The organism is Streptomyces sp. SLBN-31, from assembly GCF_006715395.1.
Lineage (GTDB): Bacteria > Actinomycetota > Actinomycetes > Streptomycetales > Streptomycetaceae > Streptomyces.
The window spans coordinates 2,517,344-2,544,223 of sequence record NZ_VFNC01000002.1 but is presented as its reverse complement, the minus strand read 5'-3'; the positions used below and the strand labels follow the sequence as shown (position 1 = coordinate 2,544,223).

22 protein-coding genes are annotated in these 26,880 nt (G+C 71.9%); 13 read left to right on the top strand and 9 right to left on the bottom strand.

The annotated features are described in order from the left end of the window. The first annotated feature begins 4 nt into the window (after positions 1-4). From thiE to FBY22_RS31670, 3 genes are all read left to right on the top strand, one after another. Positions 5-664, top strand: coding sequence for a thiamine phosphate synthase (gene thiE, locus FBY22_RS31680; RefSeq protein ID WP_142151405.1), 660 nt, complete (start codon positions 5-7; stop codon positions 662-664). Positions 665-773: 109 nt separating this feature from the next. Next, positions 774-1,697, top strand: a complete 924-nt coding sequence (gene metF, locus FBY22_RS31675; protein ID WP_142151404.1) for a methylenetetrahydrofolate reductase [NAD(P)H] — start codon at positions 774-776, stop codon at positions 1,695-1,697. Between the two features lie 56 nt (positions 1,698-1,753). Then, the gene (locus tag FBY22_RS31670) at positions 1,754-2,716 is read left to right on the top strand and encodes a hypothetical protein (RefSeq protein ID WP_142151403.1); all 963 of its coding nucleotides are present in this window, start codon (positions 1,754-1,756) and stop codon (positions 2,714-2,716) included. A gap of 21 nt (positions 2,717-2,737) precedes the next feature. On the opposite strand, the gene FBY22_RS31665 is transcribed toward FBY22_RS31670, so the two are convergent. The 5 genes from FBY22_RS31665 to FBY22_RS31645 all read right to left on the bottom strand — a co-directional run bounded on the left by FBY22_RS31665 (position 2,738) and on the right by FBY22_RS31645 (position 8,727). Continuing rightward, positions 2,738-4,243: an NAD(P)/FAD-dependent oxidoreductase gene (locus FBY22_RS31665; RefSeq protein ID WP_142151402.1), complete on the bottom strand. Its 1,506-nt coding sequence runs from the start codon at positions 4,241-4,243 to the stop codon at positions 2,738-2,740. A 30-nt stretch (positions 4,244-4,273) separates the two neighbouring features. Continuing rightward, entirely contained in the window at positions 4,274-4,891 is a 618-nt protein-coding gene (locus FBY22_RS31660; protein WP_142151401.1) for a DUF4126 domain-containing protein, read from the bottom strand. A gap of 359 nt (positions 4,892-5,250) precedes the next feature. Further along, complete coding sequence (locus FBY22_RS31655) at positions 5,251-5,886, bottom strand: TetR/AcrR family transcriptional regulator (RefSeq protein ID WP_142151400.1); 636 nt, start codon at positions 5,884-5,886, stop codon at positions 5,251-5,253. A 47-nt stretch (positions 5,887-5,933) separates the two neighbouring features. Then, positions 5,934-8,018: a YhgE/Pip domain-containing protein gene (locus tag FBY22_RS31650; protein WP_142151399.1), complete on the bottom strand. Its 2,085-nt coding sequence runs from the start codon at positions 8,016-8,018 to the stop codon at positions 5,934-5,936. Beyond that, a complete protein-coding gene (locus FBY22_RS31645; protein WP_142151398.1) occupies positions 7,990-8,727 on the bottom strand; it encodes an ATP-binding cassette domain-containing protein in 738 nt (245 codons plus the stop codon). The genes FBY22_RS31650 and FBY22_RS31645 overlap by 29 nt, the downstream gene beginning before the upstream one ends. A gap of 171 nt (positions 8,728-8,898) precedes the next feature. Between FBY22_RS31645 and FBY22_RS31640 the strand changes: the two genes are divergently transcribed. From FBY22_RS31640 to FBY22_RS31630, 3 genes are all read left to right on the top strand, one after another. Then, on the top strand, positions 8,899-9,465 hold the full coding sequence (locus FBY22_RS31640; protein ID WP_142151397.1) for an SAV_6107 family HEPN domain-containing protein: 567 nt from the start codon (positions 8,899-8,901) through the stop codon (positions 9,463-9,465). Positions 9,466-9,652: 187 nt separating this feature from the next. Continuing rightward, positions 9,653-10,423 (top strand): methyltransferase, encoded by a 771-nt coding sequence (locus FBY22_RS31635; RefSeq protein WP_142151396.1) that lies wholly within the window; start codon positions 9,653-9,655, stop codon positions 10,421-10,423. 276 nt (positions 10,424-10,699) lie between these two features. Beyond that, positions 10,700-11,092 carry a DUF3040 domain-containing protein gene (locus FBY22_RS31630; RefSeq protein ID WP_142151395.1) on the top strand — a complete coding sequence of 131 codons (393 nt, stop codon included), beginning with the start codon at positions 10,700-10,702 and terminating at the stop codon, positions 11,090-11,092. Positions 11,093-11,687: 595 nt separating this feature from the next. On the opposite strand, the gene FBY22_RS31625 is transcribed toward FBY22_RS31630, so the two are convergent. The 4 genes from FBY22_RS31625 to FBY22_RS31610 all read right to left on the bottom strand — a co-directional run bounded on the left by FBY22_RS31625 (position 11,688) and on the right by FBY22_RS31610 (position 17,452). Beyond that, the gene (locus FBY22_RS31625; RefSeq protein ID WP_142151394.1) at positions 11,688-14,192 is read right to left on the bottom strand and encodes a DUF3488 and transglutaminase-like domain-containing protein; all 2,505 of its coding nucleotides are present in this window, start codon (positions 14,190-14,192) and stop codon (positions 11,688-11,690) included. Then, entirely contained in the window at positions 14,189-15,568 is a 1,380-nt protein-coding gene (locus FBY22_RS31620) for a DUF58 domain-containing protein (RefSeq protein ID WP_142151393.1), read from the bottom strand. Before FBY22_RS31620 ends, FBY22_RS31625 begins: the two co-directional genes overlap by 4 nt. Beyond that, complete coding sequence (locus FBY22_RS31615) at positions 15,568-16,605, bottom strand: MoxR family ATPase (RefSeq protein ID WP_142151392.1); 1,038 nt, start codon at positions 16,603-16,605, stop codon at positions 15,568-15,570. Before FBY22_RS31615 ends, FBY22_RS31620 begins: the two co-directional genes overlap by 1 nt. 238 nt (positions 16,606-16,843) lie before the next feature. After that, positions 16,844-17,452 (bottom strand): carbonic anhydrase, encoded by a 609-nt coding sequence (locus tag FBY22_RS31610; protein ID WP_142151391.1) that lies wholly within the window; start codon positions 17,450-17,452, stop codon positions 16,844-16,846. Between the two features lie 355 nt (positions 17,453-17,807). On the opposite strand from FBY22_RS31610, the gene rsmH reads away from it, so the two are divergent. From rsmH to murD, 7 genes are all read left to right on the top strand, one after another. Continuing rightward, on the top strand, positions 17,808-18,767 hold the full coding sequence (rsmH, locus tag FBY22_RS31605; protein ID WP_142151390.1) for a 16S rRNA (cytosine(1402)-N(4))-methyltransferase RsmH: 960 nt from the start codon (positions 17,808-17,810) through the stop codon (positions 18,765-18,767). A gap of 42 nt (positions 18,768-18,809) precedes the next feature. Then, a complete protein-coding gene (locus FBY22_RS31600; RefSeq protein ID WP_260845215.1) occupies positions 18,810-19,322 on the top strand; it encodes a septum formation initiator family protein in 513 nt (170 codons plus the stop codon). Positions 19,323-19,327: 5 nt separating this feature from the next. Beyond that, complete coding sequence (locus FBY22_RS31595) at positions 19,328-21,274, top strand: penicillin-binding protein 2 (RefSeq protein ID WP_313905469.1); 1,947 nt, start codon at positions 19,328-19,330, stop codon at positions 21,272-21,274. A gap of 161 nt (positions 21,275-21,435) precedes the next feature. After that, positions 21,436-22,956 (top strand): UDP-N-acetylmuramoyl-L-alanyl-D-glutamate--2,6-diaminopimelate ligase, encoded by a 1,521-nt coding sequence (locus FBY22_RS31590; protein ID WP_142151388.1) that lies wholly within the window; start codon positions 21,436-21,438, stop codon positions 22,954-22,956. A 4-nt stretch (positions 22,957-22,960) separates the two neighbouring features. Beyond that, positions 22,961-24,367: a UDP-N-acetylmuramoyl-tripeptide--D-alanyl-D-alanine ligase gene (murF, locus tag FBY22_RS31585; protein ID WP_142151387.1), complete on the top strand. Its 1,407-nt coding sequence runs from the start codon at positions 22,961-22,963 to the stop codon at positions 24,365-24,367. Continuing rightward, entirely contained in the window at positions 24,364-25,437 is a 1,074-nt protein-coding gene (gene mraY / locus FBY22_RS31580; protein ID WP_174267309.1) for a phospho-N-acetylmuramoyl-pentapeptide-transferase, read from the top strand. Before murF ends, mraY begins: the two co-directional genes overlap by 4 nt. Continuing rightward, a complete protein-coding gene (gene murD, locus FBY22_RS31575) occupies positions 25,419-26,861 on the top strand; it encodes a UDP-N-acetylmuramoyl-L-alanine--D-glutamate ligase (RefSeq protein WP_174267308.1) in 1,443 nt (480 codons plus the stop codon). The genes mraY and murD overlap by 19 nt, the downstream gene beginning before the upstream one ends. Positions 26,862-26,880 lie beyond the last annotated feature (19 nt).

Here is a 26,880-nt window from a genome sequence, read left to right as displayed (position 1 = left end):
CCGCATGCCCGTCACGTCCGGCGCCGACGCCCGCGCCCGGCTCTCCGACGCCCGGCTCTACCTCTGCACGGACGCCCGCAGGACCCAGGGCGACCTGCCCGAGTTCCTGGACGCCGTGCTGGCGGGCGGGGTCGACATCGTGCAACTGCGCGACAAGGGCATGGAGGCGGCCGAGGAACTGGAGCACCTGGAGGTCCTCGCCCAGGCCTGCGCCCGCCACGGCAGGCTGCTGGCGGTCAACGACCGCGCGGACGTCGCCCACGCGGCCGCCGCCGACGTCCTCCATCTGGGCCAGGGCGACCTCCCGGTTCCCGCGGCCCGCGCGATCCTCGGCGAGGACGTGCTCATCGGCCGCTCCACGCACGCGGAGGCGGAGGCCGAGGCGGCCGCCGTCCAGGAGGGCGTCGACTACTTCTGCACCGGCCCCTGCTGGCCGACCCCCACCAAGCCCGGCCGCCACGCCCCGGGCCTCGACCTGGTCCGGCACACCGCCGCCCTGGGCACCGACCGCCCGTGGTTCGCCATCGGCGGCATCGACCTCGGCAACCTCGACGAGGTGATCGAGGCCGGAGCCCGCCGGGTCGTGGTCGTCCGGGCCATCACCGAGGCGGACGACCCCGGCGCGGCCGCCGCGGAGTTCGCGAAGCGGCTGCGGCAGCCCTGACCGGACCCTGACCGACCCTGGTGTCCAAGGGGTGGACAACAGCTCGACAAAACGGGCAAATACCCGGTCTTCGGTTGGGGGACCGGGCGCCCCTGGTTAACCTGCCAGTATGGCCCTCGGAACCGCATCCACCAGGACTGATCGCGCACGTACGGTGCGCGACATGCTCGCGACGGGCAAGACGACGTACTCCTTCGAGTTCTCGGCGCCCAAGACACCCAAGGGCGAGCGGAACCTGTGGAGCGCGCTCAGGAGGGTCGAGGCGGTCGCCCCCGACTTCGTCTCGGTGACCTACGGCGCGGGCGGCTCCACCCGCGCGGGCACGGTCAGGGAGACCCAGCAGATCGTCGTCGACACGACCCTCACACCGGTCGCCCACCTCACCGCCGTCAACCACTCCATCGCCGAACTGCGCAACATCATCGGCCAGTACGCGGACGCCGGTATCCGCAACATGCTCGCGGTGCGCGGCGACCCGCCCGGCGACCCCATGGGCGACTGGGTGCCGCACCCGCAGGGCCTGACCTACGCCGCCGAACTCGTCCAGCTCATCAAGGAGTCGGGCGACTTCTGCGTCGGCGTGGCGGCCTTCCCGGAGATGCACCCGCGCTCCGCCGACTGGGACACGGACGTCACCCGCTTCGTCGACAAGTGCCGGGCCGGCGCCGACTACGCCATCACACAGATGTTCTTCCAGCCGGAGTCGTACCTGCGGCTGCGCGACCGCGTGGCGTCGGCGGGCTGCGAGACGCCCGTCATCCCCGAAGTGATGCCGGTCACGAGTGTGAAGATGCTGCAGCGGTTGCCGCAGCTCAGCAACGCTCACATCCCTTCCGCCCTGAAAGAGCGGATCCTCACGGCAAAAGACGATCCGGCCGCTGTACGCTCCATTGGGATCGAATTCGCCACGGAGTTCTGCGCGCGACTCCTCGACGAGGGAGTGCCGGGACTGCACTTCATCACGCTCAACAACTCCACGGCGACGCTGGAAATCTACGAGAACCTGGGCCTGCATCACCCCCCGCAGGCCTAGACCGGCCGCACGGGTATACGACACACTGCGTAGCGGCGACTGGGAGAGGGGCGTACATGGGCTGGACGGTCCTCTACATCGCGTTCGGCATCGTCGCGCTGTGGCTGCTGGGCGAGGTGCTGCTGCAGTACAAGGCGCGGCTGCGCTGGCGGCTGCTCGCCTTCGCCGGCTTCCTCGGCGTCGTACTCGGTGTCCTGATCCCCTCGGTGATCGTCATCGGCCTGGGCGCCGCGGCGTTCGCGGTCGGCCAGACCTACGTCACCCTGTCGTTCCGCCGCGGCTTCTCGGCGGGCTGGGCGGTCAAGCGCCCCGAGGGCGACGGCCTCGGCGCCGGCCTCAAGGGCCGCCGCGGCAAGGCGGAGCGCCGGGACCCGACCCTGGAGGTGTCCGAGCTGGAGCCGGAGGCCGACACGGACTACGGCCCGGAGCGCGCCGCCTACACGCAGGACGGCGCCTCCTACGGCGCGGACGACGACTACGACCGCGACGACGTCTTCACCTCCGCTCGCCCCACGGCCGCCGAGAGCACCGCGGTCTACGAGCCGCAGCCCCTGCCCGACGACACCGGCTCGTACGGCATATACAGCGACGCCTCGTACGCAGCCGCCGACCCGTCGTACGCCAACGCCGCCCAGGCCCAGGACCAGTACGCCACGGCCGCCCAGGGCGCCGACCAGACCTACGGGTACGACTACTCCGGCTACGGCCAGCAGCAGTACGGCTACGACACCACCGGCCAGCAGCAGTACGCCGCCTACTCCGACCCGTACATCGGCACCCAGACCTACGGCGGCGGCTACGACGCGAGCTACGACCAGTACGGCCAGCAGGGCTACGGTCAGGAGCAGTACGGCACCGGCGGGTACGGCGAGACGCCGTCCGGCGGGGTCTGGGTCCCGCAGCAGCGCACCGACGAGACCTACGGCGGCGAACTCCCGCCGGAGCAGCAGTACCCGTACCAGGGCAACGGCCAGCAGCAGGGCGGCGCCGGGTACGACGAGCAGCAGTACCGCTTCTGACAGCTCCTCAGCGCCGGACGCTCACTGCGAACCCCGGAACCCGGGTCCCTCCACGATCAGACCGGCCACCAGCGCGCCCGACATGCCCGCGTGCGGAAGGCCGCCGCCGGGGTGCGACCAGCCGCCGACCGTGAACAGGCCGGGAAGCGCGGTGGTGTTCGCCGGGTGCAGCAGGGCTCCCTCGCCCGCGGCGAGCGCCGGCGGCGGGACCGCACCTCCCTCGGCGCCGGTCGCCTCGGCGATGTCGGCCGGGGTGCGCACCTCGTGCCACAGCAGGCGCTCACGCAGATCCGGTACGGCCCGCTCGGCCACGGCGATCAGCTTCTCGGCCAGGTCCGCGTAGTCCTCGCGGCTTCCCCCGCTTCGGGCCGGGACGACCGAGGTGAGCGTGATCGCCTCGTGGTCGGCGTCCGGGACCAGCCGCGGGTCGTCGGGGCGCAGGACGGTGAGCGTGGGGCGGCTCGTCACCCCGGACGGTGTGCCGAACAGGGCGTCCAGCTCGGCCTCCCGGTCGGGCGCGTGCACCACGGTCCGGTGGGCCGTCCCCTCCGGGCGGCCGCCGCGCAGGGCCAGCAGCACCGTGACACGGCTCGGCAGCCCGTGCCGCGGGGGGACCTCGCCTTCGCCCCGGACGGCCGAACCCCGTACACAACGGCTCAGCGTCCCGGGCGCGACACCGGCGACCACGAAGTCCGCCTCCGCGACCGTGCCGTCCGCGAGTTCCACCCCGGTCGCCCGGCCGTCCTTCTCCAGCACGCCCGTCACCTCGGCGCCGAAGCGGAACTCGACCCTGCGCGCCACGCACCGCTCGTACACGGCGCGCGCCAACTCCCGCATGCCGCCCCGCACGGACCAGACGCCGAAGGCGTGCTCCATGTAGGGCAGGACGGCCGCGCTCGCCGGCGTGACGCGCGGGTCCAGGCCGTACGCGAGGGCGTGGCTCTCCAGCAGCGCCGCGAGCCGGGGGTCCCGCAGCTCCCAGGCGCCGACCTCGGCGAGGGTGCTCGCCCGCCGGGTGCGCAGCAGCCGTTTGTGCGCCAGCGCCGGATAGGGCTCGCGTTCGGCCAGCACCGACCAGTTGGGCCACAGCGGCTCCTCCAGCAGCGGCCGCCGGGTGCGGTCCCAGGCCTCCCGGGCCCGCACCAGGAAGTCGCCCCAGCGCTCGCCCGCGGCCGCCCCGAGCGCCTCGTCCAGGGCGGCGACGACGCCCGCGCGCGAGGCGTTCGGCAGGGACACGCGCGTGCCGTCCGCGAAGACGTGCCGCGAGGACGGGTCGACCTGGACCAGCTCGACGCGGTCCTCCAGCGGCTCCTTGCCGGTCTTGACGAACAGATCGCGCCAGACGGCGGGCAGGGTCAGCAGCCCGGGGCCGGTGTCGAAGGCGAAGCCCTCGCGCTCGAACCGGCGCACCGCGCCGCCGTACGTCTCCGTACGCTCGTACACCGTCACCCGGTGGCCCGCGACGGCCAGCCGGGCGGCGGCCGCCATCGCGCCCGTCCCGGCGCCGATCACCGCAATCCGTCCCATGCCCGCGACCTTATCGACCGCCACCGACAGTCACGGAACGGGAGGTGGTCCCGGCTCGGCGGCGAGCCGCCGTTCCTCCCGCCGCTGGGCCCTGCGCCGTAGGAACCGCCGGATCCGGGAGACCAGGAAGACCAGCACCACCAGCCCGGTCAGCAGCAGCGCGCCCGCGATCGACGCCGCAGCGAGCGGATGGAACATCGCGAACGTCACGATCCCGGCGACCCCGAGGTCCTCGGCGACGCTGAGGACGATGTTGCTGAACGGTTCCGGCGAGGTGTTGACCGCCATCCGCGTCCCGGCCTTGACGGTGTGGCTGGCCAGAGCGGTGGAGCCGCCGATCAGGCCCGCGACCACGTCGTTCAGTGAACCGCTCTGTCCGGCGAGCAGCGCACCGACCCAGGCGCCCGCGACCGGCCGGACCACGGTGTGCACCGAGTCCCACACCGAGTCGACGTAGGGGATCTTGTCGGCGACGGCCTCGCACAGGAACAGCGCGCCCGCCGCGACGAGGACCTCGGGCCGCTGGAGCGCCTCGGGGACGTCGTCGCTCACCCCGGTGGCACCGAACACGCCGAGCAGCAGCACCACGGCGTAGGCGTTGATGCCGCTGGCCCAGCCGCTGGTGAAGACGAGAGGGAGTACGGACACGGACGCGATCGTAACCAGTGAGCGACGCGGCGTCCTGGGGATGAGCACGCAGAGCTGAGTATCCGTACCTAGTGGGCGAGATGAGTACGCGCGCGGATGGGGGCCGACCCGCGCGAACGAGAAGGTGGAGACACGGAAAGGGGCGCGGCTCCGGCACCGGCGACACGGGGCGCCGGAACGGAGCGGCCCGCGATCCGCTCCTTCCGCCGGCCGAGGTCGGCGGGAGCGAGGCACGGGGGAACCCGGGGGAACGACCGCAACGGGGGTCCCAAGGGGGACACGGGGGAGTACGGGGAAGCGCCGGTTCGAGGTGGCCCGCGGGGGACGCGGCCACAACGGACCGGCGCTTTCCGTCGTGATCAGTCCCGGGCGCGTCCGCTGACGCGGCCCTGCAGCAGCCGGGACAGCGCGGCGTGGACGTCGTCCAGGGAGCGCTCGGGCTGGAAGGACTGCCAGTCCAGGGCGGCCACCAGGACCATGCCGACCAGCGCGGACGCGGTCAGCGGCACATCGATCTCGTCGCTGAACTCGCCGCCCTCCACGCCGTCCCGGAGCACGTCCTCCACGACGGCCACCGCCTGCTGGCGCACCACCATCAGCGTGGACTGCCAGGCCCGGTTGGTGCGCCACAGCTCGGCCACGTAGAGCTGGGTGAAGGCCGGATAGCGCTCGATGAAGACCAGGCCCGCCCGGATCATCGCGTCCAGGGCGTCGACCTTGCTGCCGCCGTCCCGTGCCGTCTGCTCGGCCGCCTCGCGCAGGGAGGCGGTCAGCAGTCCGACGCCGTGCCGCAGCAGTTCTTCGAAGAGGACGGACTTGCTCGCGAAGTTGTAGTAGACGGTGCCTTTGGCGACCCCCGCCCGTTCCGCGATCTCGTCCACGGTGGTGGCGGAGAACCCCTGCTCGGCGATGAGCGTGACGGCCGCCTCGTAGAGCTTTTGCCGGGTGGCCTCGCGGCGCGTGCTGCCGCCCGTCGTGGGACTGCTGCTTTCCATGGCCCCGATTGTCACAGGTACGCGCGTGTGCAGGGCCTTCTTCGGGATCACAGGGTCAGCTCCGGGTGCAGCCGGTCCAGCGTCCACACCTGCCGGCGGCGCGCCGACAGCGCCGTCAGCGCGAGGGAGCCGGCCGTGAAGGCGACGAGCACCACGCACGCGTGCCAGACGGGCACCAGGCCGCCGCCCGTGATGAGCCTGCGGAGGGCCTCCACGATGTAGCTCATCGGCAGGAAGGGGTGGATCGCGTTGAAGAACCAGGGGCTGGTCTGCACCGGATAGGTGCCGCCCGCGGACGTCAACTGCAGCATCAGCAGGGCCAGTACGAGGATCCGGCCCGCCGCCCCGAAGCGCGCGTTCAGCCACTGCACGATCGCCGCGAAGCACGCCGTCACCAGGAACAGGAAGCCCACCGTGCCGGCCGCCCGTGCCATCTCCAGCCCGATCGCCCAGTGCAGGACGGACATCAGGGCCACCGTCTGCAGCACACCGACGGCCACCACCGGCAGCCAGCCGGCCAGCGCTATCCGCCAGGCCGGGGCGCCCGTGGCGAGCGCGCGCCGGTTCATCGGAGGGATCAGCATGTACGCCACCATCGCGCCCACCCACAGCGAGAGCGGGATGAAGTACGGGGCGAACCCGGTGCCGTAGTTGGGCGCCTTGTGCAGGTCCCTGGAGACCAGGCCGACCGGATCGGCCATGACCTCGGTGCGCCGGTCGCGGTCCTTCTTGTCGTAGTCGGGGATCTTGCCGGCGCCGTCGTGCAGGCCGCCCGCGAGCTTCCCGGAACCGTCGGCGAGCTTGTACATGCCGCCGTTGAGGGTCTGGGCACCGGTCTCGAGCCGGCCGATGCCCTTGTCCAGGGCGGAGGCGCCGGAGCCCGCCGTGCCCAGCCCCCGGTGCAGCTTCTTCGCGCCCGCTGCCACCTTCCCGGCGCCCTCGTTCAGCTTGTTGATCTTTGATACGGCGTCGGTGAGGTCCTGCGACAGGTGCGGAGCGCGGTCGGCGAGCGCCTGGGCCTGCGTCTGGAGGGTGGCGAGGTCGGCGTCGAGCTTCTTCAGGTCGCCGTCCTGGTCGCCGATCAGCGTGTTCAGGTCGTCGGCGATCTTCGCCACGTCGGCGGCGGCGACCTTGGCCTTCTTCAGGTCCGAGCAGGCCGGATCCGGCAGGACGGGGTCCTCGCAGCGCGCCCGGTAGACGGCGTCGAGCGCGTCGGAGGCGGTGTGGGCGCCCTTGGCGGCGGCCGGGGCCGTGCGCACGAGGACGTCGAGGTTGTCGCGGATGGCCTTGGCGGAGTGGGCGACCAGCCGGGCGGTGTCCCCGATGGTCTGCTCGTTGTCCTTCAGGAACGGGCCCACCTTCTTGTCGACCGCGTTCACCTTGTCCGCGAGCGTCTGCGTGCCGGCCGCGACCTGCTGCGAGCCGTCCGCGAGGTCGCCGGCGCCCTTGTGGAGCTTCGTCAGCCCCTTGACCAGCTTTCCGCTGCCGCTCTCGGCGTCCTTCAGCCCGTCGGCGAGGTCCTTGGAGCCCTTCTTCGCCTTCCCTATGCCCCCGTTGAGCTGGTCGGCGCCCTTCGCGGCCTTCACGGTCGCCCCGTGGATGTCGGAGAAGGAGATGAAGATCCGGTCCAGGAAGGAACGCGAGGCCTTCGTGGACGCGGCCGTGCGCACCTCGTTGAAGACCGTCTTGGAGATCTGTCCGACGATGTAGTTGTTGGCGTCGTTGGTGCGCACCCGGAGCGCGCCCGTCTCGGGGGAGTCGCCCGCGCTGGAGGCGATTTGCCTGCTGAAGTCGGCCGGCATGGTCAGCGACAGGTAGTAGGTGCCGTTCTCCACGCCCGCGCGTGCCTGCGCGTCGCTCACCTCGTGCCAGTCGAAGACCTCGCTGTCGCGCAGCCCCTTGGTGAGGTCGTCGCCCGCCGTGATCCGCTTCCCGTCGGCGGTGGCCCCCTTGTCGTCGTTGACGAGCGCCACCGGGATGCGGTCGAGCTTGCCGTAGGGGTCCCAGAACGACCACAGGTACAGGGCGCCGTAGAGCAGCGGCAGCACCAGCAGGGCGACGAGCGCGGCGCGCGGCAGTTTCCCCCTGCCGAAGCGCCGCAGCTCAAGAGCGGCCAGTCTCGGCGAGCGCATCGGCCTTCTCCTTCCCCGACGTGCTCACGGTCGTGATGTCCTGCGGGGCCTGGCTGCAGACGGCCAGCACCGTGGTCCCGGCCGCGGCGACGGACCGCAGCAGCGCCCAGACCTCGGCCTGTTCGGCGTCCGAGAGCTTGAGGTCGGTGTCGTCGACGCCGAGCAGCCGCGGGCTGCCGATGAGCGCCAGGGCGACGGACAGCCGCAGCGCCTCCAGCCGCTCCAGGTCGCGTACGGCGGTACGCGAGCCCTTGGGCAGGGTTTCCGTGTCCAGCCCGGCGGCGGCGAGGGCGGCGTCGATCCGCAGCCGCGCCTCCAGCAGGCATTCGGCGCGCGGGCGCAGCAGCTCCCGCAGCGAGTCGCCGAACCGGCGCTGCAGCAAGGCCCGTTCACGCAGGTGCTCGCCGACGGTCAGGGCCGGGTCGAGGTCGGTCACCCCGGCGACGTTGGCCACCGCGCCGACGCGGCGTACGGCCGCCAGGTGTTTGGGCAGTTTGCAGTCGCCGATCGTGGCCACTCCCTCGGTGAGCCTCATCCGGCCCGTGAGCGCCAGCAGCAGGCAGGTGCGACCGGACCCGGACGAGCCCTCGATCGCGACCAGCGAGCCGGGCTCCGCGTCGAACGTGACGTCGCGGAAGGCCCAGCCGCGCGGGCCCCTGAGCCCGATGCCGCGGGCCGTGACACCGATTCCGGGCACGGTTTCCCCCATCCCTGGATGTGAACTGCAATTGAACTGACTGGTCAGTGCAAAAACTACTCCGAACCTTCGATCGAGGCAAAAGCCCAGGTCGGAACGGATTGTCAGTGCCATACCCCACGATGGGCACATACGACATCCCGTATGTGGGCATGCCGTCACGCAGACGACAGGAGGTTCGTCATGGCCAGTTACCACGCAGCAGCCGCCCGTCGGCGCCGCGCCACCGGCCCTGCCCCCTCACTGACCGGACCGGCCAGCGACGTGCACCCGGTGCTCCGCCGGGCCGCCGCCCCGCCCGCCGCCCTCGACCTGCTCGCCCAGGCCCGCGCCGGACTGGACGAGGCGGGGGTCCTCGAGACGCCCAACGAGCGCTACGCCACGGCCCACCTCGCCGCCCTGCGCACGGCCGCCGCGGTCCTCGCCGCGCGAGGCCGCCCGGAGCTCACACCTAGGCGCCGGGCCCGCATCCGGAGCGCTTGGGAAGTGCTCCCCGAGATCGCGCCCGAACTCACCGAGTGGAGCGCGCTGTTCGCCTCCGGGGCCCGGCGCCGCGCCCGGGCCGAGGCCGGCATCCAGGGCGCGGCCAGTCGCCGGGACGCCGACGACCTCATACGTGACGTGGCGATGTTCCTGCGCCTCGTCGAGCGGATGCTCGTCCTCCAGCCGGTCCTGCCGCAGCCCCGTCAGGACGCGGACCACCCGAGGTCGGACCCCGACACCGGCCGGGACTTCCCCGACACCGGGTGACCGCCAGGGGTGACCGAGCCCGCCGTGCGAAACGTTCCGCAGGGCACCCGCACGGTGACCAGGCAGGGCGTCCGAGGCAATAGGGTGGAGAACGCCTGAAGTCTTCCCCGCCGCGCCTTGGGGCCGGGAAGACAGCCCGTTCGCTCCGCCCTTCGACAGGCGGTGCCGCGCCGAGGAGTCAACTGCCGTGTCGGACCCGCTACGACCTCGCGCCTCTCTCCGTACCGCCGTGGTCTGGGAAGTCCTCCAGGACGCCCTCGACCGGCGGGTCAAGGCCACGGGCCGCGACGCGCTGGACGTCCTCGACACCGGGGGCGGCAGCGGCAACTTCGCGGTGCCCCTCGCCCGCCTCGGCCACCGCGTGACCGTCGTCGACCCCAGTCCGAACGCTCTGTTCGCGCTGGAGCGCCGCGTCGCCGAGGCCGGCGTCGCCGACCGGGTGCGGGGCGTCCAGGGCGACGCGCACGGCCTCTTCGACGTGGTCGAGCGCGGCAGTCACGACGTGGTGCTGTGCCACGGCGTCCTGGAGTACGTCGACGACCCCGCGGAGGGCGTGCGCAACGCGGTCGCCGCCCTGCGCCCCGAGGGCGTCCTCAGCCTGCTCGCGGCCGGCCTCGGCGGCGCCGTGCTCGCGCGGGCCCTGGCCGGCCACTTCAAGGAGGCCCGGCAGGCGCTCGGCGACCCGAACGGCCGGTGGGGCGAGGGCGACCCCGTGCCGCGCCGGTTCACCGCAGAGCAGCTCACCGCCCTGGTCGAGGGCGCGGGTCTCAGGGTCGGCGCCGTGCACGGCGTACGGGTCTTCGCCGACCTCGTCCCGGGCGTGCTCGTCGACACCGAGCCCGGTGCCCTGGAGGCGCTGCTGAAGCTGGAGGAGGCGGCGGCCGAACTCCCCGCCTTCCACTCCGTGGCGACCCAGCTTCATGTGCTCGGTGAAACGCGAGGGGCCGACGGGGCCTGAGTCTCCTCCCGAGACGCGCCGCTGATCAGCGCGTTGGCTGCGCATGGAGTACGCCACAGGCCCCCCGTTCGGGGGCACGGAGCCGTATGATCGAAGGAGATCACCCGGCATGACGGGTCGGTCGCTGGGGAATGGAAGATTCAGCGAGCCGGGACGTCGATGGCGGAATCCGGTTGGCCAATTGGCGCAGAGGGGCGGGTTTCACGGGGGCGATTCCCTGCCTATCCTGAAGGGACCCCCGGGTCGCCCCGGCGACTGCACGATGAGGAGGACTCCGTGCCGCTCTCGGAGCACGAGCAGCGCATGCTCGAGCAGATGGAGCGAGCGCTGTACGCCGAAGATCCCAAGTTCGCGTCGGCGCTCGAGGGAAGCGGGCTGCGTACGTACACCCGGCGGCGGGTCTACCAGGCGGTCGCGGGCTTCCTCGTCGGTATCGCGCTCCTCATGGCTGGAATGGTCGCCAAGCAGGTCTGGCTCAGCGTGGTGGGCTTCCTCGTGATGCTGGGCTGTGCCGTACTGGCCGTGACCGGCTGGCGCAAGGCTCCCAAGCCGGGTGAACAGCCGGCGGCGGGCACCCCGCACGCGCGCCGCCAGGGACGGCCGAAGCGCTCCGTGATGGACCGCATCGAAGAGCGCTGGCAGCGGCGCCGCGACGAGCAGGGCCACTAGCGCTCCCCATACCGATGAGGGGGTGACCACCCACGGGTGGTCACCCCCTCACGCATGCCCAGCGGCGAGGCCTCGCGTCGGTCCGGTGCCCGACGCCCCGGCACCACCCGTGCCCAGCGCCGAGGCCCAACCCCTCCGCGACCGACGCCCGACCGTCAGGTAGTTGCCCTGCGCCTGCGGGCTGGCTGTCAGGTAGTTGCCCTGCGCTATGGGCTGGCTGTCAGGGCGCTCGCCCGTGCCCGGGGGCGGTCGGCAGGCGCTGCCTTGCGCCTGCGGGCTGACGGTCAGGGCGTCGCGCCGTGTCCACGGGCCGGCCGTCAGGCGCTGCCTTGCGCCTGTGGGCTGGCTGTCTGGGCGTTGCCCCGTGTCCTCAGGTTGGCCGTCACGCACCCGGCCCTGCGCCTGCGGGCGGCCGTCTGGGCGTCGCCCCGTGCCTGCGGCCGGCCCCCGGGCGCTTGCCCGTGCCCGGGGGCGGGTCTGCACGGCGCTGCCCTACGCCCCGGGAACCATCGGCAGGGTGCTCGCCTGCCATCTCGTGCCGGCCCGCGAGGCAGGCACCTGTGCCCGCCGCGCGCGACCGGCTTGTGCCCGGCCCTCAGCCGCTCTGCTGTCCGGACGGGCGTCGTAGCAGTGTGGTCCAGCGTTCCGTCGTGCGGTTCTTGAAGGCGCTCCAGCGGTCCGAGGTGTCCCAGAGGGCGCGGACCGCCGACCGTGGGGCGAGTACCGCGCGCACCCGGGTCGTCCAGCTCGCCCGGGAGCGCAGCGCCGTCCGCAGGCTGCGGACGTCGTCGGCCAGCCCGGGCGCCGCGTGCGGCCGTGGCGCGAACAGCACCTGTTCCACCGCGCTCGCAACCCGGTGCACCGACTCCGCGGCGGCCGGTTCCAGTTCCCCGAGCCGCACGATCCGCGCCGCCGCCTTCCGTGGGGTCAGCGCGTCGTCCGGAACGATGCCGTAGTCCCACGCGGTGTCGGTGAGCTCGCGCCAGACGGCCAGCACATGCCCGGCGGCGACCTCGGCGGCGTACCGCGCCTCCGCCTCGACCGTCGTGGAGGAACCTGTCAGCGTGACCTCACCGGCGGCGAGGCCGTCCGCGGCCCGCTCACCGCGGCCGCGCGCCGACACCGCGCCGGACGCGGAGTGCTGGGCCGAGGCCAGCCGCACCGTGCGCCGGCGAATGCGCCACAGCATGGGCAGCAGCGGCACCACGACCGCGAGCAGGCCGAGGAGCGTCCACCCGGCGATCTCGTACCAGGCCGGACCGCCACCCCCCGGCGTGGCCGTGTCCACCGGGAGGGCGTTGCCGCACTCCTGGAGCTTCTTCTGCTGCACACCGCAGCTCGTGGTCGCCGACGGCGCCGCCGACGCGGACGCGCCCGCCGACTGCGAGGCGTGCGGGATGTCGGGAAGGCTGCTGCCCGGCGTGTCCGTCTGCGTGTACGAGGGCGTCACGCCCCGGTTGGGGGTCGGCTCGAAGCGGGTCCAGCCCACACCCTCGAAGTACAGCTCGGGCCAGGCGTGGGCGTCCTTCAGGCCCACCGACACCGAACGGTCCGACTGCGGGGTTCCGGGCGCGAAGCCGACCGCGACCCGGGCCGGGATGCCCAGGCTGCGGGCCATCGCCGCCATCGCGAAGGAGAAGTGGACGCAGAAGCCCTCCTTGTCCTTGAGGAACTTCGCTATCGCCTGCGGGCCGGTGCCGACCTGCACCTGGGTGCTGTACTGGAAGCCGCCGTTGACCGCGAACCAGTCCTGGAGCTTGACCGCCTGCTCGTAGTGGCTCGTCGAGCCCTCGGTGACCTTGCGGGCGGTCGTTCGCACAACGTCGGGCAGCGACTTCGGCAGCTTGGTGTACTCGTTCTTCAGTGCCTTGGGCGGCTCCGGCGCCTCGGCCAGCTGCTCCGCCGTCGGCTGCACGTCGAGGCTCTTGACCAGGTACGTCTTGCCGCGGGTGGTCTCGCCGTGGTCGCCGACGAGCGTCATGCCCACCGGTTCGTAGCGCCACTTGCCGCCGACCTGAACGCCGCTGGGCGGGTAGGGCATCGGCAGCCAGTCCTGGGCGTACCAGTCGGCGGCCGAGACACGGGTGTCGATCTCCGCGCGCTTGACGTCCGGGCCGAGGCCCGTCGGGGTGGGGAGCTTGTCCGGCACGCCGGTGACATGCCGCTTGGACGGCTTCCAGGTGCTGCCGTCGAAGTCGTCCAGGGACACGATCCGCAAGTACAGGTCGGCGACGTCGCCGTTGGTCTTCAGGGACAGGACCTGGCGGTCCTCGTCCACGTTCAGGCTGTCGCGCAGCGACACCAGGGGGTTGACCGCGGAGATCGTGCCCCCGCTGCCGTTGCCCGGTCCCACGCCCGCCCCGGCGCCGTCCAGCAGACCGCCGCTCATCGAGGGCAGAACGACCGGCACCACGAGGGCGAGCCCGAGGGCGAGCACCCCGATGCGCCGTCCGGTACGCACCGGCGCCATCGCGCCCGGCTCCCCGCCCGGGGTGCGCGCAGCCCCGCCGAAAACCCGCCCCCACTGCGAGAGCCGGTCCCGGCCCTCCGCGAGGAGCAGCATCAGATAGCCGGCCGCCGCCACCAGGAACCACAGCCAGTCGGTACCGCCTTCGGACAGTCCCGCGGCGACGGAGTACAGCGCGAGCAGCGGCAGCCCCGCGGGGGCCGCGGCGCGGAAAGTCACCGCGAGGGTGTCCACCGCGAGCCCGATGATCATGACACCGCCGAGCAGCATCAGCCGGATGCCGTGCGACTCAAGCGGCGCCGGTATCGCGTACCGCGCGATGTCGTCGCCGCCCTGCTGCAGCAGATCGGCGAAGTGCCGGAAGGCCTCGGGGCCGGGCACGATCCCGATGAACGCCTGCTGCCGGGCGAAGACCAGGGTGAGCATCAGCAGGGTCACGAGCGCCTGCGCCGCCACCGTCAGCGGCCGGGCCAGCGGCACCCGCCGGGTCGCCGCGCCCACGCCGGTCTGCACGCCCAGCATGAGGGCCGCCTGCAGGATCCAGGTGGCGGGTGTGACCAGGGGCAGCAGGGCGCAGGACGCCATCAGCGTGGCCGCCCAGGCGCACAGTGCCAGTCGTCCCCGCCCGCTCATGAGCCCGCCCCCTCACCGTTCGCCCCGCTCGCCGCGGCCACACCCAGCCCCGCGCGTTCGCGGTCGGCCTGCCGCCACAGTTCGCTCAGCGCGGTGCCGCGCGGCACGCTCAGGGCCGTCCAGCCCGCCTCCCGCAGCATCCGCAGCCGCTCCGCACGCCCGTTCAACGGCCCGGGCACGTCGGTGGGTTCCCGCACCCACGCGTCACTGTCCAGCAGGAAGGCGACCGCGCCCCCGCTGCGCTGGCGCATCTTGGCGGCGATCGTGGCCTGTTCCTCGTCGAGGTCGCCGAAGAAGGCCACCAGCAGCCCCTCGTTGCCGCCGCGCAGCACGTCGTACGCCCGGGACAGGCCCGCGCCGTCCGAGTGGTCGACGACCGCGAGGGTGTCCATCATCAGCCCGGCCGCGTCGGCCGTCTCCTGGCTCGCCCCCGCGAACCCGTCGGCGCCCTCGCCGGGCACCGAGTTGCCCGTGTCGGTCAACAGCCGCACGGAGAAGCCCCGTTCCAGCATGTGCACCAGGACGGACGCGGCGCCCGAGACGGCCCACTCGAAGGCCGAGTCGGGTCCCGCGCCCCGGAAACCGATGCCCCGGGTGTCCAGCAGCACGGTGCACCGGGCGCGCTGGGGCTGCTCCTCCCGGCGCACCATCAGCTCGCCGTAGCGGGCGGTGGAGCGCCAGTGCACACGGCGCAGATCGTCGCCGTAGCGGTAGCCGCGGGGAATGACGTCGTCCTCGCCGGCCAGCGCGAGCGAGCGCTGCCGCCCGTCGCCGTACCCCTTGGACTCGCCGCTGAGGCGCACCGGAGGCAGCGCCTCCACGCGCGGGATCACCGTCAGGGTGTCGTAGGAGGAGAAGGAGCGGGTCAGCTCGCACATGCCGAACGGGTCGGTCAGGCGCAGTTGGAGCGGGCCCAGGGGATAGCGGCCGCGCAGGTCGGAGCGGACGCGGTAGGACACCTCGCGGCGCCCGCCCGGCTCGACGCGGTCCAGCACGAAGCGCGGGCGCGGGCCGAGGACGTAGGGCACCCGGTCCTGGAGCATCAGCAGGCCCGTGGGGAGCCGGGAGACGTTGTCCATCCGCAGGTGGACCCGGGCCTCGCTGCCGGCGGGCACGCGCGCGGGGGAGAGGCGGCGGCTGCCGGCGACCCGGTAACGCGTGCGGTAGAGGAAGACCGCGCAGACCAGGGGCAGCACGGCGAGCAGCAGGCCGACCCGCAACAGATCGCTCTGGCCGAGGACGTAGGCGCAGATCGCGGCCGCGATGCCGGCCGCCAGGAAGGAGCGCCCACGGGTGGTCAGACCCGCCAGGGCGGTGCGGATGCCGCCCTTCTCACCGCGGTCGGCGTCCGCGGGCCCGCTCGCCCCGGTGGTCATCACAGCCTCCGCGGCGGCTGCTGGCCGTAGGCCGGGGTGCCGTGCCCGAGTCCGCCGAAGCCGCCCTGCTGGGGCGTGGCGGGCACCGGCGTGCGCTGCAGGATCTCCTGGACGACCTGCTCGGAGGTGCGGCGGTTGAGCTGGGCCTGGGCGGTGGGCAGCAGCCGGTGGGCCAGGACGGCGACGGCGAGCGCCTGGATGTCGTCCGGCAGGGCGTACTCCCGGCCGCTCAGGGCCGCGGAGGCCTTCGCCGCGCGCAGCAGGTGCAGCGTCGCGCGCGGGGAGGCGCCGAGTCTGAGGTCGGGGTGGGTACGGGTGGCCGTGACCAGGTCGACCGCGTAGCGCCGGACCGTTTCGGCGACGTGCACCGAGCGGACGGCCTCGATCAGCTTGACCATGTCGTGCGCGTGCGCCACCGGCTGCAGGTCCTCCAGCGGGGAGACACCGCCGTGCACGTCGAGCATCTGCAGCTCGGCCTCCACGCTCGGGTAGCCCACCGAGACCCGGGCCATGAAGCGGTCGCGCTGGGCCTCGGGCAGCGGGTAGGTGCCCTCCATCTCCACCGGGTTCTGCGTGGCCACCACCATGAAGGGGCTCGGCAGCTCGTACGTCTGCCCGTCGATGGTGACCTGGCGCTCCTCCATCGACTCCAGCAGCGCGGACTGGGTCTTGGGCGAGGCGCGGTTGATCTCGTCGCCGATCACGATCTGCGCGAAGATCGCTCCGGGCTTGAACTCGAAGTCGCGGCGCTGCTGGTCCCAGATCGACACGCCCGTGATGTCCGAGGGCAGCAGGTCCGGGGTGAACTGGATGCGTCGCACCGAACAGTCGATGGACCTCGCCAGAGCTTTGGCGAGCATGGTCTTGCCCACGCCGGGGACGTCCTCGATCAGAAGATGTCCCTCGGCGAGCAGTACGGTCAGCGAAAGCCGTACGACCTCGGGCTTGCCCTCGATCACTCCTTCCACCGAACTGCGGACCCGCTCCACAGTGGCAGTCAGATCACTAAGGCTCGCTCGATCGTCATAGGTCGTCACCCGGCCCTCCTCGGCCCGTTCTTTCATGGGCCGATGCACAGCTGTACGCCCCGGCCCACCCCGAATCACGGACACCACGCGGGAAACGTCCCGCGCGGCGCCACACCCCGCATTCTTGCTGCCGTTACCGTTTCGTGTCACTCGACTGTGGACAAGTGGCCGCGATATGTCGGGTTTTACGGTGCTTGGGCTCCAGCATGCGCGCGTTCCGCGAGGAACGAGAAGGGCCGGGGACCGATCACGCGGGGTCGATCTCGCGCATCAGGCCGGTCTTCACGTCGAAGACGAAGCCGCGCACGTCGTCCGTGTGCAGCAGGAACGGCGAGGTGCGCACCCGCTGCATGGACTGGCGGACGTCCTGGTCGACGTCCGCGAAGGCCTCCGCCGCCCAGGCGGGGCGCTGGCCGACCTCCTCCTCCAGCTCGGTGCGGAAGTCCTCGGTGATGGTCTCCATGCCGCAGCCGGTGTGGTGGATGAGGACGATGCTGCGGGTGCCGAGCTTGCGCTGGCTGATGGTGAGGGAGCGGATCACGTCGTCGGTGACCACGCCGCCCGCGTTGCGGATGGTGTGGCAGTCGCCGAGCTGCAGACCGAGCGCCTTGTGCAGGTCGATACGGGCGTCCATGCAGGCCACGACCGCCACGTGCAGCACGGGGCGGGCGTCCATCCCGGGGTCGGTGAACGCCTCGGCGTAGCGTTCGTTCGCCTCGACCAGGCGGTCGGTGACCGTGCCGCCTCGTATGGCGCCTTCGGATTCGGTGGAAACTGATGCGGAAGTCGTCATAGTCATGACGTTACTGGTCACCGTCGGTCCGGTCTTCGTGTGAGAGCGGGAAAAGAGCGTCATCACGGTCCTCTTGTGAGGTAACCCACATAGGTGGCGGACGGAAAGCCGTACGGGTGATTTTCCCCGGTATGCCGCTTCGCACGCACCTCGGGGCACGACGCGCAGGCCGGTTGATTGACCGCGAGACACCGTGGACTAAAGTGGCGCGAAGCGGGAGGCGAGGCTCTCCCTGCTGGACTGACATCCCCGGAGACCCGGCGATTTTCCGGGCTCTCCCCACGTGCGCGGCGCGTACGTACGGCTCGGCCTCCTCCCGCTCACGGCCGGCTGACGCTTCCGGCGCGGCAGGCCTCCCCTTCACGAGCGGGCGGGGACCCGGCGGTGCGTACGGCCCAGCCGGACCTGAGAGGGCCCCTTGAGCCAGAGTCGACACGTCCCGGTGATGCTCCAGCGGTGCCTGGATCTGCTGGCGCCCGCGCTGGAGCGGCCGGGAGCGGTGGTCGTCGACTGCACCCTCGGACTCGGCGGTCACAGCGAGGCCCTCCTCCAGCGCTTCCCCGAGGCCCGGCTCGTCGCCCTCGACCGCGACAAGGAGGCGCTGCGCCTGTCCGGCGAGCGGCTCGCCCCCTTCGGTGAGCGCGCCACCCTGGTGCACGCCGTCTACGACGAGCTCCCCGGCGTACTGGACCGGCTCGGCATCGCGCGCGTGCAGGGCGTCCTGTTCGACCTCGGTGTCTCCTCCATGCAGCTCGACGAGGCCGACCGCGGCTTCGCCTACGCCCAGGACGCCCCGCTCGACATGCGCATGGACCAGACGACCGGGATCAGCGCCGCCGAGGTCCTCAACACCTATCCGCCGGGCGAACTGGTCCGGATCCTGCGCGCCTACGGCGAGGAGAAGCAGGCCAAGCGGATCGTGTCCGCAATCGTGCGCGAGCGCGCGAAGGAGCCGTTCGACAACAGCGCGCGGCTCGTCGAACTCATCCGGGACGCCCTGCCGCAGGCCGCCAAGCGCACCGGCGGCAACCCGGCCAAGCGCACCTTCCAGGCCCTGCGCATCGAGGTCAACGGTGAGCTCTCCGTGCTGGAGCGGGCGATCCCGGCGGCCGTGAAGGCGCTCGCCGTGGGCGGACGGATCGCCGTCCTGTCGTACCACTCGCTGGAGGACCGGCTGGTCAAGCAGGTGTTCGCGGCGGGTGCGGCCACCACCGCGCCTCCCGGGCTGCCGGTCGTCCCCGAGCGGTACCAGCCCCGCCTCAAGCTGCTCACGCGCGGTGCCGAACTTCCCACCGAGGAAGAGGTCGCCGAGAACCGGCGGGCGGCACCGGCGCGGCTGCGCGGGGCCGAGCGCATCAGGGAGGACGCCGAACAATGAGGGGCGTGAGTGAGTTGGGAAACCGCACTCACTGGAGGCCGTGTGAGTAGGAAACCCGAACTGAGGGGGCGGGCCGCTCGTCTCGCCCGGCTCTTCCCCGGCCCGGGAAGCTCCGGGCAGGCGGCCCGCACCCCGTTCGTGCTTCTCGTCGTGCTCCTCCTCGGCGGCGGTCTGATCGGTCTGCTGGTGCTGAACTCCGCACTCAGCGAGGGCTCGTTCAAGCTGGACGACCTGCAGAAGGACACCAAGAACCTCACCGACGAGGAACAGGCGCTCCAGCGGGACATCGACGCCTACTCCGCGCCGGACGCCCTCCAGCGCCGCGCCCGGGAGCTCGGCATGCTGCCCGGCGGCGACCCCGCCTTCCTCGGCCCCGACGGCACGGTCAAGGGGGTCCCCTCGGCCGCCGCCCAGCAGTCCGCCGCACAGATCCCGCTGGTCCTGCGCCCGCCGGAGACCCTCGCCCAGTCACCGGCCGACACCCTCCCGCAGGCCGACACGCCCACCGCGGTTCCCACGCCCGCGCTCACCCCCACCACGACCCCCGGCAGGTGACGGAAGTGTCCGACAGGGAACCGCCGCGCCGCCGCGTGCCCGGCCCCGCGCGTCCCGTCCGTCCCGCCGCCGGCCGGCAGCGCCCCGGCGCCCGCCCGGCGGCCCGCCGCCCGGCACCGGCCCGCCCGGCCGCCCCCAAGCCGCTGCGTCTGGGCAGCCCGCGCCCCCGACTGCGCCTGGTGGGCCTCGCCCTGGCCCTCGTCCTGATCGCCTTCGTCGTACGACTGCTGCAGGTCCAGGCCGTCGACGCGAGCACCTACGCCGCCAAGGCCGACCAGAACCGCTACGTCGGCCAGGTGCTGCCCGCCGAGCGCGGCGGCATCACCGACCGCGCCGGCGTGGCACTCGCGACCAGCGTGGACGCCTACGACATCACCGCCGACCCCACGATGTTCACCCGTGAGCAGCTGAAGATCGACGACGGGCCCGAGCAGGCGGCGGCACTGCTCGCGCCCATCCTCGGCGTGGACCAGGACGCCCTGGTGAAAAAGCTCCGGCCGAAGAACAAGGCGCTGCGCTACACCCTGCTCGCCCAGCGGCAGACGCCGCAGGTGTGGACGCAGATCAAGGACCTGAAGGCCGCGCTGGCGAAGAAGTCGGACACCGCCGACGTCCTGGCCGGCGTCTTCTCCACCCCCAGCAGCAAGCGGGTCTACCCCAACGGCGCCCTCGCCGCCGGGATACTGGGCTGGGTCAACGCCGACGGCAAGGGCGGCGGCGGCATCGAGCAGGAGCTGAACAAGGAACTGTCCGGCAAGGACGGCAAGATCCGCTACGCCCAGTCCGGCGGCCGGCTGGTACCCACCGCGGGCTCCACGGAGACCCCCGCGGTGCCCGGCAGCGACGTCGAGCTCACCATCGACCGCGACATCCAGTGGGCCGCCCAGAGCGCGATCAGCGAGCAGGTGAAGAAGTCCGGGGCGGACCGCGGCTACGTGATAGTGCAGGACACCCGCACCGGCGAGATCCTCGCGATGGCCAACTCGCCCGGCTTCGACCCGAACGACCTGTCCAAGGCGAACCCGAACGCCCTGCACAACTGGGCCGTCGAGGACGCCTACGAGCCCGGCTCCACCGCCAAGATCATGTCGATGGCCGCCGTCCTGCAGGAGAACGTTGCCACGCCGCTGACGCACGTCGTCGTGCCCAACCGGCTGCACCGCGGCGACCGTCTCTTCAAGGACGACATCGACCACAAGACCTGGGACCTCACGCTCAACGGCGTCCTCGCCAAGTCCAGCAACATCGGCACCATCCTGGCCACCGGCCAGCTCGGCAGGACGCAAGGGCAGGCCAACCAGGTCCTCTACAAGTACCTGCGCGGTTTCGGCCTCGGCAGCTACAGCGGACTGGGCTTCCCCGGCGAGACCAAGGGCATCCTCGCCCCGCCCGACAAGTGGTCGACCTCCCAGCAGTACACGATTCCTTTCGGCCAGGGCATGTCGCTCAACGCGCTCCAGGCGGCGTCGGTCTACTCGACGATCGCCAACGGCGGCGTCCGCGTCGCACCCACCCTCGTACGCGGCACGAAGGGGCCCGACGGACGGTTCGTGCCGGCCGCGAAGCCCAAGAAGACAAGGGTCGTGAGCGCGAAGACGGCGAAGACGCTCGCCCAGATGCTGGAGTCGGTCGTGGACGACCAGGAGGGCACGGGCGCCAAGGCGCGCATCCCCGGCTACCGGGTGGCGGGCAAGACGGGTACGGCCAACCGCGTGGATCCGGCCACCGGCAAGTACCGCGGATACACGTCCTCGTTCGCCGGGTTCGCCCCCGCGGACAACCCGCGCGTGACCGTCTACTGCGCCATCCAGAACGCCACGAAGGGCAACTACTTCGGCGGCCAGATCTGCGGGCCCATCTTCAAGGAGGTGATGGAGTTCGCACTGAAGACCCTCCAGGTCCCGCCGACGGGCGCCCAGCCCGCGCGACTTCCCGTCACCTTCACTCCCTGATCAGCGCAACCAGCCAGGAACGCTCCGTGACCATGATCACTCCCGACTCCGGCAACCCGGACACCCCCCGCCCCTCGCTTCGCCCGCAGGCGGGTGCGCCCGGTACGCTCACCGCCGTGCCACACGCTGATCAGTCCCAAACCACCCAGAAGGGCGTTTCCGTGACATATCCGGGGCCGCCGCGACCGGTTCAGGTCTCCGCCACACCCCTGACGGAGCTCGCCGATCAGCTGGGTGCCACCGCGCCGGAGAGCGCCGCCGAGGTCACGGGCATCACCCATGACTCGCGCGCCGTCCGCCCCAGCGACCTGTACGCCGCCCTGCCGGGCGCCCGCCTGCACGGCGCCGACTTCGTGAAACAGGCCGCCGGCCTCGGCGCCGTCGCGGTGCTGACGGACCCGACCGGAGCCGAGCGCGCCGCCGCGACGGGCCTGCCGGTCCTGGTCGTCGACGACCCGCGGGCACGGATGGGCGAGCTGGCGGCCACGATCTACGGCCACCCGGGCCGCGACCTGCTCCAGATCGGCATCACCGGCACCTCCGGCAAGACCACCACCGCCTACCTCGTCGAGGGCGGTCTGAAGACCAAGAACAACACCGGCCTCATCGGCACGGTCGAGATGCGCATCGGCGACGAGCGCATCAAGTCCGAGCGCACCACCCCCGAAGCCACCGACCTGCAGGCCCTGTTCGCCGTGATGCGCGAGCGCGGGGTCGAGGCGGTCGCCATGGAGGTCTCCAGCCACGCCCTGGTCCTCGGCCGGGTCGACGGCTGCGTCTTCGACATCGGCGTGTTCACCAACCTCAGCCCGGAACACATGGAGTTCCACTCCGACATGGAGGACTACTTCCGGGCCAAGGCGCAGCTGTTCACGCCCCGCCGCAGCAGGCTCGGCGTGGTCAACGTCGACGACGAGTACGGCCGCAGGCTGGCCAGGGAGGCCACCGTCCCGGTCGTCACCTACTCCGCCGAGGGCCACCCGGACGCCGACTGGCGGGCCGAGGACGTCCGGGTCGGCCCGATGGACTCGACGTTCACCGTCGTCGGCCCCGAGGGCCAGCGGATCGAGGCCACCTCGCCCCTGCCGGGCGGCTTCAACGTGGCCAACACCCTCGCCGCGATCACCGCCCTCGCCACGGCCGGACTCGACCCGCAGGCGGCAGCCGACGGCGTCGCCGCCGTGCCGGGCGTACCGGGCCGGCTGGAGCGCGTGGACGCCGGACAGCCGTATCTCGCGGTCGTCGACTACGCCCACAAGACGGACGCCGTCGAGTCGGTCCTGCGCGCCCTGCGCAAGGTCACCGAGGGCCGGCTGCACGTCGTGCTCGGCTGCGGCGGCGACCGCGACAGGACCAAGCGGGCGCCGATGGGCGCCGCCGCGGCCCGCCTCGCCGACACCGCCGTACTGACCTCCGACAACCCCCGCTCCGAGGACCCCCTCTCGATCCTTGCAACCATGCTCGAGGGCGCCGCGTCCGTACCAGCACACGAACGCGGTGAGGTGCAGGTCTTCGAGGACCGGGCCGCCGCGATCGCCGCAGCCGTCGCCCGCGCGCAGCCCGGTGACACCGTGCTCGTCGCGGGCAAGGGCCACGAGCAGGGCCAGGACATCGCCGGTGTGGTCCGTCCCTTCGACGACCGCCAGGTGCTTCGAGAAGCCATCCAGCAGACCCAGGGATGAACTTGTGATCGCCCTCTCTCTCGCCGAGATCGCAGCAGTCGTCGGCGGGCAGACGCACGACATACCGGATCCGTCCGTCCAGGTCACCGCCACGGTCGTCAGGGACTCCCGCGAGGTGCGGCCCGGCAGCCTGTTCGTCGCCTTCGTCGGCGAGCGCGTCGACGGCCACGACTTCGCCCGGCAGGTCGTGGAGGCGGGCGCGGTCGCCGTCCTCGCGTCCCGGCCCGTCGGTGTCCCCGCGATCGTCGTCGACGACGTCCAGAGCGCCCTCGGCGCCCTCGCCCGGCACGTCGTACGACGGCTCGGCGCCACCCTCGTGGCCCTGACCGGCTCCGCGGGCAAGACCAGCACCAAGGACCTGATCGCCCAGGTCCTGCAGCGCAAGGCGCCGACGGTGTTCACGCCCGGCTCGCTCAACAACGAGATCGGCCTGCCGCTCACCGCCCTGTCCGCCACCGAGGAGACGAAGTTCCTCGTGCTGGAGATGGGCGCCCGCGGCATCGGCCACATCCGCTACCTCACCGAGCTGACCCCGCCGCGGATCGGCCTCGTGCTCAACGTCGGCAGCGCCCACATCGGCGAGTTCGGCGGACGCGAGCAGATCGCGCAGGCCAAGGGCGAGCTCGTGGAGTCCCTTCCGGAGGACGGTGCCGCGATCCTCAACGCGGACGACCCCCTCGTACGCGCCATGGCGTCCCGTACGAAGGCCAAGGTGGTCCTCTTCGGCGAGACCGACGAAGCGGACGTACGGGCCGAGAACGTGCGACTCACGGACACGGGACAGCCCGCGTTCAGGCTCCACACACCCTCCGGTGCAAGCGACGTGACCATGCGCCTGTACGGTGAGCACCACGTGTCGAACGCGCTCGCCGCGGCCGCCGTCGCCCATGAGCTGGGCATGTCCGCAAGTGAGATCGCCACCGCGCTCTCCGAGGCGGACTCCCTCTCCCGCTGGCGCATGGAGGTCACCGAGCGACCGGACGGCGTGACCATCGTCAACGACGCCTACAACGCGAACCCCGAGTCCATGCGAGCCGCCCTGCGCGCGCTCGCGGCCATGGGCAAGGGACGTCGGACCTGGGCGGTGCTCGGCAAGATGGCCGAGCTCGGGGACGAGGCGCTCGCCGAGCACGACGCGGTCGGACGGCTCGCCGTCCGGCTCAATGTCGGCAAGCTCGTCGCGGTCGGGGGCAGGGAAGCGTCCTGGCTGCAACTGGGCGCATATAACGAGGGTTCGTGGGGTGAGGAGTCGGTGCACGTGTCCGACGCACAGGCGGCGGTCGACCTGTTGCGCAGCCAGTTGCGCCCGGGGGACGTCGTGCTCGTGAAGGCGTCCCGGTCGGTGGGGCTCGAAAGCGTGGCGCAGGCGCTGCTCGAGACCGGTGCCGCGGGTGGGGCTGATGCCCGATGATGAAGCAGATCCTGTTCTCCGGCGTCATCGGTCTCTTCCTGACGCTGGTCGGCACCCCGCTGCTGATCAAGCTGCTGGCGCGCAAGGGCTACGGCCAGTACATCCGTGACGACGGCCCGCGCGAGCACGCCAGCAAGCGCGGTACGCCGACGATGGGCGGTATCGCCTTCATCCTGGCCACCGTCGCCGCGTACTTCCTGTCGAAGGTGATCACCGGTCAGCCGCCCACCTACTCGGGCCTGTTGGTCCTCGGCCTGATGTGCGGCATGGGCCTGGTCGGCTTCCTGGACGACTACATCAAGATCGTCAAGCGGCGTTCGCTGGGCCTGCGGGCCAAGGCGAAGATGGCCGGCCAGCTGATCGTCGGCATCAGCTTCGCGGTGCTCGCGCTGCAGTTCTCCGATGCCCGCGGCAACACCCCTGCCTCCACCAAGCTGTCGTTCATCACGGACTTCGGCTGGACCATCGGCCCGGTGCTGTTCGTGGTCTGGGCGCTGTTCATGATCCTCGCGATGTCGAACGGCGTGAACCTGACGGACGGTCTGGACGGCCTGGCCACCGGCGCCTCCGTGCTCGTCTTCGGCGCCTACACCTTCATCGGCGTCTGGCAGTTCCAGGAGTCCTGCGCCAACGCGCAGACCCTCACCAACCCGGGCGCCTGCTACGAGGTGCGCGACCCGCTGGACCTCGCGGTCATCGCCTCCGCGCTGATGGGCGCCTGCCTCGGCTTCCTGTGGTGGAACACCTCGCCGGCCAAGATCTTCATGGGCGACACCGGTTCGCTCGCCCTCGGCGGTGTCCTGACCGGCCTCGCCATCTGCTCCCGCACGGAGCTGCTGGTGGCCATCATGGGCGGTCTGTTCGTCCTCATCACCATGTCGGTCGTCATCCAGGTCGGCTCCTTCCGGCTCACCGGCAAGCGCGTCTTCCGGATGGCGCCACTGCAGCACCACTTCGAACTCAAGGGCTGGTCCGAGGTCCTGGTCGTGGTCCGCTTCTGGATCATCCAGGGCATCTGCGTGATCGTCGGACTGGGCCTCTTCTACGCGGGATGGGCAGCGGACAAGTGACCTCCTCGGTGCCTGAGGGATTCTCGGAGTTCCAGGGCAAGCACGTCACCGTCGCCGGGCTCGGCGTCTCCGGCATCCCGGCGGCCAAGGTCCTGCACGCGCGCGGGGCGATCGTCACGGTCGTCAACGACGGCGACGACGCACGCGCGCGTGAACAGGCCGCGGAGTTGGAGGCGCTCGGCATCACCGTGCGCCTAGGCGACGGCGCGACCCTGCCGAACGGCACCGAACTCGTCGTCACCGCGCCCGGCTGGAAGCCGGACAAGCCGCTGTTCGAGGCCGCCCGCGAAGCCGGCCTGGAGATCTGGGGCGACGTCGAACTCGCCTGGCGGCTCAGGGGCCCCGACGCGGCCCCCTGGCTCGCCGTCACCGGCACCAACGGCAAGACCACCACCGTGCAGATGCTGGCGTCGATCCTGAAGGCGGCCGGCCTGCGCACGGCCGCCGTCGGCAACATCGGCGTCTCGCTGCTGGACGCGGTGCTCGGCGAGGAGCACTACGACGTCCTGGCAGTGGAGTTGTCGAGCTACCAGCTCCACTGGGCGCCCTCGCTGCGCGCCCATTCGGCGGCGGTGCTCAACCTCGCTCCCGACCACCTCGACTGGCACGGCTCCATGGAGGCGTACGCCAGGGACAAGGGTCGCATCTACGAGGGCAATCGGGTCGCCTGCGTCTACAACGTCGCCGACAAGGCCACCGAGGACCTGGTCCGCGAGGCCGACGTCGAGGAGGGCTGCCGGGCCATCGGCTTCACCCTCGGCACCCCGGGGCCCTCCCAACTCGGCGTCGTCGAGGGCATCCTGGTCGACCGCGCCTTCGTGGAGAACCGGCACAAGAACGCCCAGGAGCTCGCCGAGGTCGCCGACGTCCACCCGCCGGCTCCGCACAACATCGCCAACGCCCTTGCCGCGGCGGCTCTCGCGCGCGCCTTCGGGGTGCCCCCCAAGGCCGTACGCGACGGTCTGCGGAACTTCACGCCCGACGCGCACCGCATCGCGCACGTGGCCCATGTGGACGGGGTCGCCTACGTCGACGACTCCAAGGCCACCAACACCCACGCCGCGGAAGCCTCGTTGGCGGCGTACGAGTCCATCGTCTGGATCGCGGGCGGCCTCGCCAAGGGCGCCACCTTCGACGAGCTGGTCGCCAAGTCGGCAAAGCGACTTCGTGGCGCCGTGCTCATCGGCGCCGACCGCGCTCTCATCCGCCAAGCGCTCGCGCGACACGCGCCGGAAGTACCCGTCGTCGACCTCGACCGGACCGACACTGGGGCGATGCTCGCGGCTGTCCAGGAGGCCCAGCGGCTCGCGGTCGAAGGCGACACGGTGCTGCTGGCCCCCGCCTGTGCCTCGATGGACATGTTCGCCAACTACAACAAGCGCGGTGACGCGTTCGCGGAGGCGGTTCGCGAACTCGGCGCCTGACCGACGTAGCGGAGGCGTC

What these genes read in the sequence shown, in the direction of transcription:
- FBY22_RS31610 (WP_142151391.1), bottom strand. Translation starts at nt 17,452, where the DNA reads ATGACGCTCTTTTCCCGCTCTCACACGAAGACCGGACCGACGGTGACC.
- FBY22_RS31650 (WP_142151399.1), bottom strand. Translation starts at nt 8,018, where the DNA reads ATGCGCTCGCCGAGACTGGCCGCTCTTGAGCTGCGGCGCTTCGGCAGG.
- FBY22_RS31665 (WP_142151402.1), bottom strand. Translation starts at nt 4,243, where the DNA reads ATGGGACGGATTGCGGTGATCGGCGCCGGGACGGGCGCGATGGCGGCC.
- metF (WP_142151404.1), top strand. Translation starts at nt 774, where the DNA reads ATGGCCCTCGGAACCGCATCCACCAGGACTGATCGCGCACGTACGGTG.
- FBY22_RS31645 (WP_142151398.1), bottom strand. Translation starts at nt 8,727, where the DNA reads ATGGGGGAAACCGTGCCCGGAATCGGTGTCACGGCCCGCGGCATCGGG.
- FBY22_RS31620 (WP_142151393.1), bottom strand. Translation starts at nt 15,568, where the DNA reads ATGACCACCGGGGCGAGCGGGCCCGCGGACGCCGACCGCGGTGAGAAG.
- mraY (WP_174267309.1), top strand. Translation starts at nt 24,364, where the DNA reads ATGATGAAGCAGATCCTGTTCTCCGGCGTCATCGGTCTCTTCCTGACG.
- murD (WP_174267308.1), top strand. Translation starts at nt 25,419, where the DNA reads ATGGGCAGCGGACAAGTGACCTCCTCGGTGCCTGAGGGATTCTCGGAG.
- FBY22_RS31640 (WP_142151397.1), top strand. Translation starts at nt 8,899, where the DNA reads ATGGCCAGTTACCACGCAGCAGCCGCCCGTCGGCGCCGCGCCACCGGC.
- FBY22_RS31625 (WP_142151394.1), bottom strand. Translation starts at nt 14,192, where the DNA reads ATGAGCGGGCGGGGACGACTGGCACTGTGCGCCTGGGCGGCCACGCTG.
- FBY22_RS31655 (WP_142151400.1), bottom strand. Translation starts at nt 5,886, where the DNA reads ATGGAAAGCAGCAGTCCCACGACGGGCGGCAGCACGCGCCGCGAGGCC.
- thiE (WP_142151405.1), top strand. Translation starts at nt 5, where the DNA reads ATGCCCGTCACGTCCGGCGCCGACGCCCGCGCCCGGCTCTCCGACGCC.
- FBY22_RS31670 (WP_142151403.1), top strand. Translation starts at nt 1,754, where the DNA reads ATGGGCTGGACGGTCCTCTACATCGCGTTCGGCATCGTCGCGCTGTGG.